Here is a 13,214-nt window from a genome sequence, read left to right as displayed (position 1 = left end):
TTCCCACCCCTGAGGAGAGTGCCGGCACCCCGACCACTGCACCCCCGACCCGGCGCGAGGCCCGCGAGGCCGAGCGCCGTGCGGCCCGGGCCGAGGCGGAGACGGGCGCGGCGACCGCCGGTGCCGCGGTCGAGGGCAGCGGATCGGACGACTCCGCCGCTTCCGCAGGCGCTGGCGACTCCGCGGACACCACCGTCGACGCCGCATCGGCCGTGGCGCCCGCTCCGACCGTGTCGGTCGAGGTCCCCGCCGTCGCCTCCCCCGCCTCCCGGTCGATCCCGACCTCTCCGCGTCGCGCGTCCGCCTCCCGCCCCGTCGCTCCCCGCGTCGCCGAATCCGCCCGGGCCCGTGGCCTCAGCCGCCGCGCCCTGGCCTTCGGCACCTTCTCGGTGGTCGGCGGCCTCTTCGCCACGGCCGCGATCCCCGCGTACGGCGCCCGCAGCTCCTCCGCCACCGCGACCGGCCGCGCCGCCGCGAACCGGGTCGGCCTCCAGAACCTCACCGTCTCCTCCGACGCCGCCGGCCAGACCGCCGTCCGCGACGCCTTCGCCGCACCGACCCAGGCGCAGCTCGACGAGGCCAGCCGCCAGGCGGCCGTGCTCTCCGGATCCAACGGCGGCGAGTTCTCGACCGTGCAGACCCGCGCGGTCGGCGACGACTACCCGTGGCCCTACGAGACCATCGACGACGACGGCGGCGGACTCTCGCCCCTCGGCTACTACTACCGCGAGTGCGTCGACTTCGTGGCCTGGCGCCTCAACCGCGACGCCGGTCGCACCTCCGCGCCGTGGAAGTACACGTGGGGGAACATCACCCCGCTCGGCGGCAGCGCCTACGAGTGGCCGGACAACTGGGCCGCGAAGGGCTGGGCGACCAGCAGCGTCCCGATCGTCGGCTGCGTCGCGTGGTGGACCTACAACCACGTCTCGTACGTGCAGAAGGTCAACGACGACGGCACCGTGCTCCTCGAGGAGTACAACTACGGCGGCAAGCACAGCTACGTCACCCGCACCTTCCCCACCGCCCAGGTCCCGCTCTTCCTGTACCCGCCGGTCCTGTAGGGGGCCTGTCCCCGTCGCGCGTCGGCGGGCGGTGCGTCGCGATCCGTCCCCAGCGCACGCCGACGGGCGAGGGGGTGCGATCGCGCGTCAGGCGAGCGCGGCGAGGAGGATCGCGAAGGCGGGCGTCGTCGGATCGACGAGCGCCATGTGGTCGGCGTCGGCGAGCTCGTGCAGCTGCACGGCGGGGTGCCGGTCGGCGTATCGGCGGCTGTAGGCGTCGGGGACGTCCTCGTCGAGTACGCCGTGGATCAGCGTGGTCGGCTGCGGCGGCGCGGGCAGCTGCGCGGGGTCGGCGCCCGGGAGCAGCGCGAGGTCGCCGCCGAGGAGCTCCCCCACGGCGTCGTCGCTGAGGCGGTCGGCGGAGGCGGCGGCCAGGTCGAGCACGCCCGCCAGTGCCACCACAGCGGCGACGTGCGGCGACGGACGGGCGGCCTGCGACCAGACGGCGAGGTGGCCGCCGGCGGAGTGGCCGACGAGGGCGACCGGTCCGGCGCCGGGCAGCAGTGCCGGGAGCGCCGCGAGCACGGCCAGGACGTCGTCGCCGGTGCCCGGCCAGCCGCCTCCCGGGTCGCCCGCGCGCCGGTACTCGGGGAGGAGCACGTCGTGCCCGCGGTCGGCCAGTGCCGCCGCGAGCGGCCGGGCGTGCCGCCGGTCCCACCGCGCCCGCCAGAACCCGCCGTGCACGAGCACGACCGGCCGGCGCGCCTCGCCGGGCGCCCCGCGGAAGACGTCCGCGATCTGCTCCGGAGCCTCCCCGTACCGGCGCACCTCGTCCGGCTCGCGCCCCTCCGACTGCTGCATCCCCCCAGTACCTCCCCGCGAGACGCCACGTCGGTGCGCCCGGCACGGCGTGTCGCGTACCGGAGCGGCACCTCGCGGAGAGGGAGACGGAGGCGCGGGAGCGCCCGCGTCAGGACTCGAACCAGCCCCGGGGGTGGTGGTCGGCCGTGAGGGGCGTGCGCGGCCGGGTCGGGCGGGCCCAGCGGACGGCGTTCGCCAGCACGCGCCGGATGTCCAAGTGGTGGTAGACGGGGTAGTCCTGGTCGCCGGGCGAGAAGTAGAAGACCTTTCCGAGGCCGCGGGTGTAGGTCACTCCGGAGCGGAACACCTCGCCGCCGGTGAACGTCGACAGGAACACCGTCTCCTCCGGCACCGGGATGTCGAAGTACTCGCCGTACATCTCCTGCTCGGGGATGATCAGCGGGCTGGGCACGCCCTCGGCGATCGGATGCGTGGGCGCGATCGTCCAGACGAGCTCGCGGTCGCGGTCGTTGCGCCACTTCAGCGAGCAGGTCGTGCCCATGAGCGCCTTGAAGATCGACGAGTAGTGGCCCGAGTGCAGGACCAGGATCCCCATCCCCTCCTGCACGTGTCGCAGAACCCGCTGGACGACCTCGTCCGACACCTCCTCGTGCGCGATGTGCCCCCACCACAGCAGCACGTCCGTCGTCGCGAGCGCCTCCTCGGTGAGCCCGTGCTCGGGCTCGGGGAGCGTCGCGGTGCGCACCGAGACGGCGTCGCCGAGCGACTCCGCGAGCCCGTCCGCGATGACGCGGTGGATGCCGTCCGGGTAGTGGCGCAGCACGGTCTCGTCGCCGCGGGTCTCGTGGCGGAACTCGTTCCAGACGAGGACCTCGATCGGGGCGCTCATGCGACCGCCACCTCCTGCTTCTCGGCGGCGGAGCGGTAGATCGCGTCGACCACCCGGCTGCGGTGCAGCGCGTACTCGCCGTAGTGGCCGGAGTAGCGGGGGCCGCCCGCGGGCGCGTCGGCTCCCGAGGCGATGGCCTCCAGGAACTCGGCGATGACCGAGCGGTGGTGTCCGGCGGGGACCTTCACGTCGGGGTGCGAGACGGTCGGCGCTCCGGCGACCTCGGAGTAGAGCGTCAGAGTCCCCTCCGTGGCGTAGTCGGCGATGTGGAGGCGCGCGCCCCCGGCCGAGCCGAGCAGCTCGACCTCGATGTCCTCGTCGACCTTCGAGTAGCTGGCCCAGGAGGCGTCGAGCTGGAGCGAGCGGCCGTTGTCGAGGCGCAGCAGGGCGCTCGAGAAGTCCTCCACCTCGAACGCGTGCGTGCCGGTGGCGGCGACGCCGTGCGGGCGCCCTCCGCGGCCGGAGCGGCCGATCTCGCCGTACGCGACCGCCGAGACGCTGGTCACGCGCGGCTCGTCGAGCAGGTGCAGCGCGATGTCGAGCACGTGGGAGCCGAGGTCGATGAGCGGGCCGCCGCCGGCGAGCTCCTTGCTGGTGAACCAGGAGCCGATGCCGGGGATGCCGGTGCGCCGCTGCCAGCTCGCGCGGGCGTGGTAGACGTCGCCCAGCGGCGCGTCGTCGAGGTAGTCGCGGAGGAAGGCGACGTCGGCGCGGCGGCGGTGGTTGTACGCGATCTCGAGCACCCGGTCGTTCGTGCGGGCGGCCTCGACCATCTCGGCCGCCAGCTCGGCGGTGGTGGCGAGCGGCTTCTCGCAGAAGACGTGCTTGCCGCTCGCGAGCGCGGCCACGGCGATCGGGTGGTGCAGGTGGTTCGGGACGCCGATGGAGACGACGTCGAGGTCGTCGCGGGCGACGAGCTCCTCCCAGTCGGCGTAGAGGTCGGGGACGCCGCGGGTCGCGCCGAGTTCGTGCAGGCGCGCCTCTTCTTGGCCGGCGAGCGCGACGACGCGGGCGCCGGGCAGGGACTGGAAGGCGTCGAGGTGGGTGGTGCCGGCGAAGCCGAGGCCGACGACCCCCACGCGCAGCTCAGTGGTGTTCTCTGTCATGCGCCGAGCCTACTCGAATCGATTCGAGCACTCCATGGGCGGTGCGGCTTCCCGGAGCATCGGGCAGGCCGGCTTCAGGCCGCGAGGCGCGCCTCGAGCGCGGCGAGCGACGCGCGCAGGGCCGGCGCCTCGAGGGCGTCGCCGTCGGCGGCGGCGTGCGCGGCGGCGAACGCCTGGACCTGGCGGTGCAGCTCGACGCGGGTCCCGCCGCGGGCGACGACCGCGAGCCGCTCGGCGAGGCGCACGCCGGCGCGGACGACGAGCGGCTGCTCCATCGCGTACGAGCGCAGCGCGAGGAACACGTCGGCCAGCAGCTCACCCGCCCGAGGCCATGGGACGACCAGGCGGACGACTCCGTCGGCGTCGGAGTAGCGGCCGCGCGCCTCCGGCCGGCCGCAGAGGTCGACGAGCGCGCTGGTCAGGGCCTCGACGGCGCCGACCGCGGTGTACGGGTCGTTCGTGCCGGTCGCGAGCCCGCGGACTCCGATCTCGACCACCTGCTGGACGGCGTACCGGAGGTCCTGGTGCGGGGTGCGCGCGTCGGCGACGACGACCGCGGCGACCGCCTCCTCCTGGGCGACGGACCCCTCCAGGACCTCGAGCACCGGGTCGCCGACGAGGACGTGGTCGCCGGGCAGCGCGAGCACCCGGAGCCGCGCGTCGCCGCGGCGGGCCAGGGCGACCAGCCGCTCGACCTCGAGCTGCTCGACGTAGCCCCCGCGCACCGCACGCAGCACGACCGGCTCGCGCCCCGCCGGCGGCAGGGCCTCCTCCGCGAGCAGGGCCTCCTCCGCGTCCACCGGCTCCTCACCGTCCTCCGGATGCAGTCGCTCGATCACGTCGACGAGCTCACCGAGCACCCGCTGCTGCAGCGTCGTCACCTGCACCGACAGCGCGATGTGGTGGATGAAGTAGACGAGCACCGCGACGTCGCCCACCGCGAGCAGCACCGAGAACGAGACGGCCACCACCGGCACGAACGTCAGCGACGCGTCCTCCTCGGTGTGCACCGCGCGCAGCACGATCAGTGAGTACAGGAACGTGGACGTGAGCACCGCCAGGACGACCTGGTTGCCGCGGTCGGCCATGAAGTTGCGGACAAGCCGGGGCCCGTAGGCGGAGGACGTGGTCGCCAGCACCGAGATCGTGATCGAGAACGAGGTCGCGGCGACGCCCAGCATCGTCCCGCCGATCGCCGAGAGGATCGCCCGGCCGCCGGTCGGCGACAGGTCCTCGATCAGGGGGATGTCGCTGACGCCGGCGCGGACCAGCAGGTGGTCGACCTCGACCAGTCCCAGCGCCAGCCCGACGGCGAGGACGCCGAACAGGGCGGGGAGGAACCAGAAGGATTCGCGGAGGTGGAGGAGCCGGGAGCGCATCCTCGAAGGCTAGAGCGGCGCCTCCTCGCGGGCTGCGCCGCCGCGGAGGCTTGCGCGCCGGGCCGGGACGTGCCGCGGTGCCTGCCGCGGAGGCGACGTCGCGTCAGGGCCGTCCGCACTGCGGGGGCGTCGTCGCGACGGACGCCGGACGCACCGGAGGCGCCGACCCCCGGGGATCGGCGCCTCCGCAGGGCGTCAGGTGACGTTGATGAGCGTGCGCTGCCAGCCGGAGGATCCGTCGGGCGCGACCGGCGCGCGGTCCTCGATCTGGACCATGCCGTTCTTGTCGACCGCGCGGACCGCGACGTAGTGCGAGCCGGGCTGGGCGTCCCAGTCGACGAACCACTGCACCCAGGTGTCGAGGTTGACCGGGGTCGAGAGCGTCGCCTCCTGCCAGTCGCCGTTGTCGATGCTCACCTCGACCTTCTCGATGCCGATGCTCTGCGCCCAGGCGACGCCCGCGATCTTGAGAGCGCCCGAGGTGACGGGGACGCCGATCCGCGGGGTGTCGATCCTCGAGGACATCTTGATGGGGGCCTCGGCGGAGTAGCCGCGCGGGGTCCAGTAGGCCTGGTCGGCCTCGAAGGTGGTGACCTTGAGCTCGGTGAGCCACTTGGTGGCCGAGACGTAGCCGTAGAGGCCGGGCACGATCATCCGCACCGGGAAGCCGTGCTCGAACGGGAGGGGCTCGCCGTTCATGCCGACGGCGAGGATCGCGTCGAGGTTCTCGTCCGTGACCGCGGTGATCGGGGTGGACGCCGTGTAGCCGTCGCTGCTGGTCGAGAGGAGCATGTCGGCTCCGCTCTGCACGCCGGCCATCTTCAGCACGTCGCGCAGGGGGACGCCGAGCCACTTGGCGTTGCCGACGAGGTTGCCGCCGACCTGGTTCGAGACGCAGGTGAGGGTGATGCCGTACTCGTCGAGGCCCATGTCGAAGATCTGCTGGAGGTTCAGCGTCACCTCGCGGTCGACCATGCCGGTGATCTTCAGCGACCAGGCCGACGGGTCCAGGTTGGGCACGGTGAGGGCGGTGTCGACGCGGTAGAAGTCGGCGTTCGGCGTGTAGAGCGGGGTGATGCCCTCGATGTCGAGCTCGGCGCCCGCGGGGACCGAGACGGTGCTGCGCGGGGACGGCAGGCGCAGGGCGTCGCGGACACCGGCGAGGGAGGAGGTCGCCGCGTTGACCAGGCGGGCACCGGTGCCGACGACGGCCGCACCGACGGCGGAGATCAGCGCGATGCGGAAGAAGCCGCGGCGCTCGAGGGCGCCCGGACGGGCCTCGGAGGATGTTCCCCTGGCCTCCGAGGCCCGGGCCGCACGCCAGCCGCGCAGGCGCGTGAAGAGGAGGTGCATGACGACGACGGCGACGACGAGTCCGACCAGCGTGGGCACCGCAGCGAGCGGCGACGCTCCGGTGCGGGTCACGATGGCGGCGATCGAGAGGCCGCCGGCGATCACGAGCAGCACCTGGCCGAGCGGCGGGCGGACCAGCTGGAGCACTCCGGCGATCGCGGCGGCGACGACGACCGCGGCGCCCACGCTGCCGAGCAGGAAGGTCTTGTCGTTCTCGCCGAACGTCTCGATCGCGAACTCCTTGAGCGGGCGCGGGACGATGTCGACGATGAAGGCGCCGAGCGCGAGCACGGGGCTCGCGGTGCGGGCGACCGCGAGGGCGATGAGCTCGGCGACGGCGAGGAGGACTCCGCCCGTGACGATGCCCGCGAGGGCGGCGAGCAGGAAGTAGAGAGCTCGATGCTCGCGCACGGGTGCCGCTGTCTGGTTCATGGAGGAGAGTTTTCTCCCGCGACCTGCCGTTTCCCAGGGTGTCCCTGGTTTGGTCGTGTAGGCGCCTTTTTCATAACGAACAGGTAACGCACAGCGGCGGCATCTCGACGGGATCACCTCTCGCTCGGCCCGCCGCCGGGCCTCACCGCGCGCGACGCCCCCGCCGGAGGACCGCCGCGTTCGCGATGACGATGAGGGCGATCCCGATCCATCCGGCCGCGCCGACGTCCTGCCCGAGCACGACCGCGCCGATGAGGGCGGCCAGGACGGGGTTGGCGCTCATGAGCGTCCCGAACACGCTCGCCGGGAGCCTCCGGAGCGCGATCACGTCGGCCACGAACGGGACGGCCGTCGCCAGGACGCCGGCGCCGACCGCCAGGAGCACGGTGCCCGCGTCGGGGCGCGTCGAGACGAGCGTCCAGACGGCGACGGGCAGGAAGACGGCGGCGGAGATCCCGGTCGCCGTGGCGGTCCCCTGCGCTCCGGGCAGCCGGAGTCCGACGATCCGGTTGAGCAGGATGTACGCGGCCCAGCAGCACGCGGCCGCGAGACCGAGCGCGATCCCCAGCTGGTCGGACGAGGGCCTCGGCCCGGCGATCGCGAGGACGCCCGCTCCGGCGACGAGGGCGCAGAGCGCGCTGGTCCTGCTCCGGGAGCCGAGGAGCGCGACCGCCAGCGGCCCGCAGAACTCCAGGGTCACCGCCAGCCCCAGCCCGATGCGGTCGATGGCCGCGTAGAGCGTGAGGTTCATCGCTCCGAACACCACGGCGAGGAGCAGGACGGGCCACCACTGCGCGCGGGTCAGGTCGCGGATCCGCGGCCGCACGACCGGGAGGAGGATCAGCGCGGCGACGATCTGCCGGACGGCGACCACTCCGACGGATCCCAGGACCGGGAAGGCCAGAGTCCCGGAGGCCGCCCCGAGCTGATTCGAGAGGGCGCTCGCGAGGGCGGTCGCGACGCCGACGGTCCGGCCGTCGCCGGGGAGCTGCTTCGTCATGCCGGAAGTCTGCGAGCCGTCCGGCCCCGGCTCACAATGCATCACCGGTCCGATCGATGCGGGAACCGCATGAATAGGATGCGGTCATGGAACTGGAACTGCGCCACCTCCGGTCGTTCGTCGGCGTCGTGGACGCCGGGACCTTCACCGACGCGGGGATCGACCTCGGCATCTCCCAGACGGCGGTCTCCCGCAACGTCGCGGCGCTCGAGTCCGTCCTCGGACGAAGGCTCCTCCACCGGACGACCCGCAGCGTCGAGCTCGCGCCGGCGGGCGAGCGGGTGCTGCGGCACGCCCGCCGCGTCCTGGCCGTCGTCGACGACCTTCGCGAGGAGGCGGCGGCCGGGACGGACACGATCCGGATCGGCTACGCCTGGTCGGCTCTCGGCGAGCACACCCAGGAGTTCCAGCGCCGCTGGGCCGCGGCGCTCCCCCGCCACGAGCTGCGGCTGATCCGCTCCAACACCCCCACCGCGGGGCTCGCCGAGGGCCTCAGCGATCTGGCGATCCTCCGGCGCGGATCCCCGGCTGCGGACGTCGAGTCGGCTCTGATCGGCACCGAGAAGCGCTACTGCGCGCTGTCCGCCGACGACCCGCTCGCCGCGAAGCGCACGGTCACCCTCGCCCAGGTGGCGACCGCTCCGCTGGCGCTCGACGACCGGACCGGAAGCACCCGGCTCGACCTCTGGCCCGAGCACGACCGGCCGCGGATCACCGTCCCGACGACCGACGTCGACGACTGGCTCACGGTGATCAGCAGCGGCTCCGCCCGCGGAGTGACCGCGGAATCGACGGTGAGCCAGTACCGACGGCAGGGCCTCGCCTACCGGGTCATCCGCGACGCCCCGCCGGTCCCCGTGCACGCCGCGTGGATCCGGAGCGAGCCGCCGCCCGTCCTGGGCGACGTCATCGGGCTGCTCCAGGGCCTCTACCGCACCTCCGACTGACGACGACGGCCGCCGGGGGCGATCCCCGGCGGCCGTCGTCGTCACGTCACTTGCAGGTGAGAGCGGAGTACGCGGCCTGCTTCGTGGTGGTCACCGATGCTCCGTCCACGGTCGCCGTCGCGGTCACCGTCGCCGAGCCCGCGGCCACCGAGGCGGCGCGGGTGGTGAAGGCGTGCGAGGCGCTCGACCCGGGAGCGATCCCGGTGAACGCCTTCGAGCCCCAGGCGGAGCCGAGGGTGATCCCCGCCGGGACCTTCGCATCGTTCCGAGCGGTGACCGTCACCACGACCTTGCCCGCCACGCAGCGGCTGGTGGCCGCCACGGTCGTCGGTACCGTCGCCGCGGAGGCGCGGACGATGGAGAGGCGGTAGGTCGCTGTCGTCGTGTGGTCCTGCGCCGACGACTCGACGACCACGCTCGTCGTCCCCGAGGCCGCGAGCGGCACGGTGCGGCGGACGGTGTCGTCGATCAGCACGCCGTCGACCTTCACCAGGCCGCTGGGCACGGCCGGGTCCAGGTCGAGCGAGACGCTCGTCGTGCCGGCCGGCACCGTGAGCGTGTGGTCCCTGACCCCGGCGGCGAGAGCCGGCGAGAGCGTCCCGACGTCGGAGGAGAGCTTCGTCAGCTCCGGGTCCGCAGCGTAGGTGGTCGACTCGGTCGTGTAGACCCCGAAGACACCGCCGACGTAGCTGGATCCGGTGCCCTGGAAGCGCACCGTGACGACGGGGATCTTCTGCCCCTTCGCGTCGAGCACGTACTTCCCGCTCTGGTCGCGCTTGTAGCTGTCCTTCGCGGCGAGACCGCTGAGGATCGACGCCGGGATCCGGTCGTACTGGACGTACCAGCTCGTCGCTCCGGCCGCTCCCGAGACCACCTCGGTCTTGAGCTTCACGTCGTTGAGGTAGACGTCGAAGGTGCGTCCCGCGTCGCCGCCGTAGTAGCGGACCCCGAGGTAGTTCGCCGGCAGAGCCGGGTCGACGATCATGTCGTACTGGAAGTACGCCTCCGCCGAGCGCTCGCCGTCGCGGTACCCCTCGCCGCGCCAGGTCCCCACCGAGGACCGCGCGGTCTTGTAGTTCTTGTCGGCCTCGCTGTTGTTGTTGTCGAAGGAGGTGAGGGAGTCGATCGTCGTCTCGTCGACGCGCAGCTGCTCCTTCTGCGTCCGGATCAGCTCCTGGGCCGCGGCCGAGTCGGGCTCGATCAGGGTCATGTAGGTCGCGTAGCGGGCGTTGTAGAGGCTGTAGTACGGAGTGAACACCCGGGCGGCGGACGCGGCGTCGACGTTCTTCATGCCGAAGCGCATCGTCGTGCGGCCGTTGCCGTCCGCGCCGTCGGGCAGGCGGACCAGGTTGCCGCGGACCGCGGACTTCCAGGCCGCGGAGTCCGCGACGACGACGTTCGAGTTCACGGACTTGTCGGCCGTGCCCATGCGCACCAGGACGCCGGCGACGTAGGACGCCTCGACGTTCGAGCGGTTGAGCTCGGTCGCCAGCAGCACCGGTCCGTAGCGGAACGCGGTCCAGTCGGGGTTCTCCGTGTCCGCGACCGCGCTGACCGCGGCGGGCAGCTTCCAGGTCAGCACGTCACCGGCGGCGACGGCGACCGAGACGTATCCGGCCTGGGCCGTGACGGCACGGACGGCACCGTTCACGGTGAGCGTCGGCGCTCCGTCGATCCAGGACGGCACGCGCAGCTTGAGGGTCGTGTCCGCGGCCACGGCTCCTCCGGCCAGCGCTTCGACCCTCAGGGTCGCCGTGTCCGTGCTCGGGATGTCCGCCGTCTGGGTCAGCCGGAGGTTGTTCGCGGAGGAGCGGAGGACCGAGGAGCGGAACTGGTTCACGAAGACGGTCTTCGGCTTCTCGAAGTAGATCGAGTCGCCGAGCTTGGTGAAGCTCTCGATACCCGAGCCGTGGTCGCACCAGAACTCGTCGAGCTCGTGCCCGAAGACCTTGGCGTAGCCCGCGGTCTGCGGCTGGAAGTAGGTCACCATGCCGGTGTCCGGGTTCTGCACCGAGAGGACGCCGTTGATGAACGTCTCCTCGTAGAAGTCGGCGTACTTCACGTCCTCGGTCACCTGGAACAGCGCCCGGGTGAGCTTGAGCATGTTGTAGATGTTGCAGCCCTCGGAGGTCGAGTTCTCGCCGTAGCCGGTGGTCTGGCCGTTCGTGGCGTACTCGTACAGGGTGCCGGGTGCGTGGAAGTGCTCGGACTGGCTGTTGCCGCCGTTGGCGTAGGTGTGGGTCTCGTCGACCATGCGCCAGAAGTTCTCGGCGGCACGGCGGTACATGTCGAGATCCGTCTTCTCCGCGGCGGTGAGCGTGGCGTAGAGCGCCGGGTCGTCGGTGAAGACGCGGTAGCGCTTCAGCGCGCCGATCAGCTTCGGGACGGTCGTGTTCGCGTGCAGCCCGTTGAGGACGTCCTCGTTGTTCGCGAGCTTCTGGAACAGCGCGGTCTCGTCGAAGTACTCGGCCGCGCGCTTGTGCGCCGGGTCGTGCGTGGTCTCGTACAGGCGGTAGAGCGCCTCGTTCATTCCGCCGTACTCCGTGTTCAGGAGCTGCCCGGGGTTGGCCTGGCGGCCCGCCCAGGCGGTGATCCAGCTGCCGAAGCCGCCGGCGACGGTGAGCGCCTTCTGCGAGACGGCGTCGGGCGCCTGGTCGTGGGCGTCGAGGAGGCCTGCGAGCACCTTGTGCAGGTTGTAGAAGGGGACGAGCAGGCCGTCGCCGCCCGAGGGGAGGTAGCGGGTCGGGAACGGCGAGACGTAGCCGGCGTTCGCGGGGTCCTTCAGCGCGTAGGCGTCCTGGACCTTCTTCAGACCGTCGACGGAAGCGGTGAGCTTCGCGAGCAGAGCCGCCTTGGTGGCCGCGTCCTCCTCGGTCGCGTAGGCCTGCGAGAGCGCCGAGAGGTAGTGGCCGAAGAAGTGGCCCTGGAACCGGGTGCCGTTCTCGCGCTCCCAACCCCCGTATCCGCCGCTGGTGGTCGGCGTGAGCCCGGCCTCGCGGTAGAAGGAGTAGAGGAACATCTCGGGGTCGAGGCTCAGCAGGTACTCGACGGTCTGCTGCTCCCCGTTCTCGAGGTAGGGGTCCTGCACGGAGACGTCGGACAGGCCGGCCTCCAGAAGGTAGTTCGACGTCTTCACTCCCCGGGGCTGCACCTGGAGAGTGTAGGTCTTCGTGACCGCGGTGCTGCCCCCGTAGGTGGCGGAGCCGGTGAGGACGACCTGCGTCGCGGAGCCGGTGGGCGGCGTGACCGCGGCCGTGCCTCCGCTGATCGCGACGGTCGCCGGGTCGGAGGAGGTCCAGCTGAGGGCGGACCCCTTCGCGCCGACGGTGGGCAGGGTGAAGCCGGTGCTGGTGCTCGCGGGCGGGGCGACCAGCTCGAGGTCGGCCCGGGCGATGCTCGCGGGGTCGAAGGAGGGGTTGCCGGCCTTCGTCAGGGCGACGACGTCGGTGGTGGTCGCGACGCCGTTGTAGAGCGCGTAGTCGTCGAGCAGGCCGCGCAGGTGCGCGCCGTTGTACTGGGGGCCGTTGAAGCCGAGGGTCTTCGTCGAGGTGCTCTCGGAGCCGAGGACGCCGGATGCGGAGGAGGACGGCGCGGTCTTGACGACGGCGGTCTGCTTCACCCCGTTGCGGTAGAAGGCGACGGCCTTGGTGCTCTTGTCGTACGTGGCGACCACGTGCGTCCACTCCCCCGCGGGGAAGAAGCCGGAGCGGGCGGTCTCGACGGCGACCTTGTACGGCTGACCGCCGGACGGGCCGATCGAGAGGGCGAGCGGAGTGTCGTCGCCCTCGGAGGTGAGGTACCAGCCGTCGGAGTTGTAGGCGGTCTTGTTCCAGGTGAAGACCTGCTCACCGGTCATCGCGCTGGTCGGCTTGTACCAGAACGAGACGGTGAGGTCGGCGGGCTGCAGCGCCGCCGCAGTGCCGAGCGAGATCGCGTTCGATCCGGTGAACTCGAACGCCCGGCCGTTCAGGCCGGTGCCGTAGGAGGCGGTGCCCTTCTGCATCCCGAGGGCGGTACCACGACCGCTGGTGTCGGCGAGCGACCCGTCGAACGGGAGCTCGAGCACCTTCGCGGCGTCGAGCGAGGTGGTGGGGGCGGCCTGAGCCGTGGGGCCGACCGACAGGAGACCCGCCGTCAGCGCCATCACCGCCACGGTGGCCAGGGGGAGTCGTCGTCGCATTCGTGAGGCCTCTCGTCGTTGAGAAATCCGGCCCAGGGGGGCGGGCCGCCTCGAATGTTACCGTTAACAACTGTTTTCGGTGAGGTTTCGGTGAGAGGACTGACA

General features: G+C 72.2%; 9 protein-coding genes. 2 read left to right on the top strand and 7 right to left on the bottom strand.

The features are described 5' to 3' along the window. Nucleotides 1-1,061: CHAP domain-containing protein (locus C5C57_RS15605; RefSeq protein ID WP_104297836.1), on the top strand; the 1,061-nt coding region annotated here is incomplete at its 5' end. Between the two features lie 87 nt (nt 1,062-1,148). On the opposite strand, the gene C5C57_RS15600 is transcribed toward C5C57_RS15605, so the two are convergent. The 6 genes from C5C57_RS15600 to C5C57_RS15575 all read right to left on the bottom strand — a co-directional run bounded on the left by C5C57_RS15600 (nt 1,149) and on the right by C5C57_RS15575 (nt 7,982). Beyond that, complete coding sequence (locus C5C57_RS15600; protein WP_104297835.1) at nt 1,149-1,862, bottom strand: alpha/beta hydrolase; 714 nt, start codon at nt 1,860-1,862, stop codon at nt 1,149-1,151. Between the two features lie 109 nt (nt 1,863-1,971). Then, entirely contained in the window at nt 1,972-2,712 is a 741-nt protein-coding gene (locus C5C57_RS15595) for a ThuA domain-containing protein (protein WP_104297834.1), read from the bottom strand. Further along, nucleotides 2,709-3,818: a Gfo/Idh/MocA family protein gene (locus C5C57_RS15590; RefSeq protein ID WP_104248208.1), complete on the bottom strand. Its 1,110-nt coding sequence runs from the start codon at nt 3,816-3,818 to the stop codon at nt 2,709-2,711. Before C5C57_RS15590 ends, C5C57_RS15595 begins: the two co-directional genes overlap by 4 nt. A 74-nt stretch (nt 3,819-3,892) precedes the next feature. Next, the gene (locus C5C57_RS15585) at nt 3,893-5,197 is read right to left on the bottom strand and encodes a DUF2254 domain-containing protein (protein ID WP_104248207.1); all 1,305 of its coding nucleotides are present in this window, start codon (nt 5,195-5,197) and stop codon (nt 3,893-3,895) included. A 195-nt stretch (nt 5,198-5,392) separates the two neighbouring features. Continuing rightward, a complete protein-coding gene (locus C5C57_RS15580) occupies nt 5,393-6,982 on the bottom strand; it encodes a molybdopterin-dependent oxidoreductase (protein WP_104226578.1) in 1,590 nt (529 codons plus the stop codon). Between the two features lie 142 nt (nt 6,983-7,124). Further along, on the bottom strand, nt 7,125-7,982 hold the full coding sequence (locus tag C5C57_RS15575; RefSeq protein ID WP_104248206.1) for a DMT family transporter: 858 nt from the start codon (nt 7,980-7,982) through the stop codon (nt 7,125-7,127). Between the two features lie 86 nt (nt 7,983-8,068). On the opposite strand from C5C57_RS15575, the gene C5C57_RS15570 reads away from it, so the two are divergent. Continuing rightward, the gene (locus C5C57_RS15570) at nt 8,069-8,929 is read left to right on the top strand and encodes a LysR family transcriptional regulator (protein WP_104248205.1); all 861 of its coding nucleotides are present in this window, start codon (nt 8,069-8,071) and stop codon (nt 8,927-8,929) included. Between the two features lie 46 nt (nt 8,930-8,975). Here the strand turns inward: C5C57_RS15570 and C5C57_RS15565 are convergent, their stop codons facing one another. After that, nucleotides 8,976-13,109 (bottom strand): beta-L-arabinofuranosidase domain-containing protein, encoded by a 4,134-nt coding sequence (locus tag C5C57_RS15565; protein ID WP_104248204.1) that lies wholly within the window; start codon nt 13,107-13,109, stop codon nt 8,976-8,978. Between the last annotated feature and the right edge of the window lie 105 nt (nt 13,110-13,214).

The sequence above is a fragment of the Rathayibacter sp. AY1C5 genome (assembly GCF_002931705.1).
GTDB lineage: Bacteria > Actinomycetota > Actinomycetes > Actinomycetales > Microbacteriaceae > Rathayibacter.
Note: the sequence above shows the minus strand (reverse complement) of the source record. Positions and strands in the feature narration are given on the sequence as shown.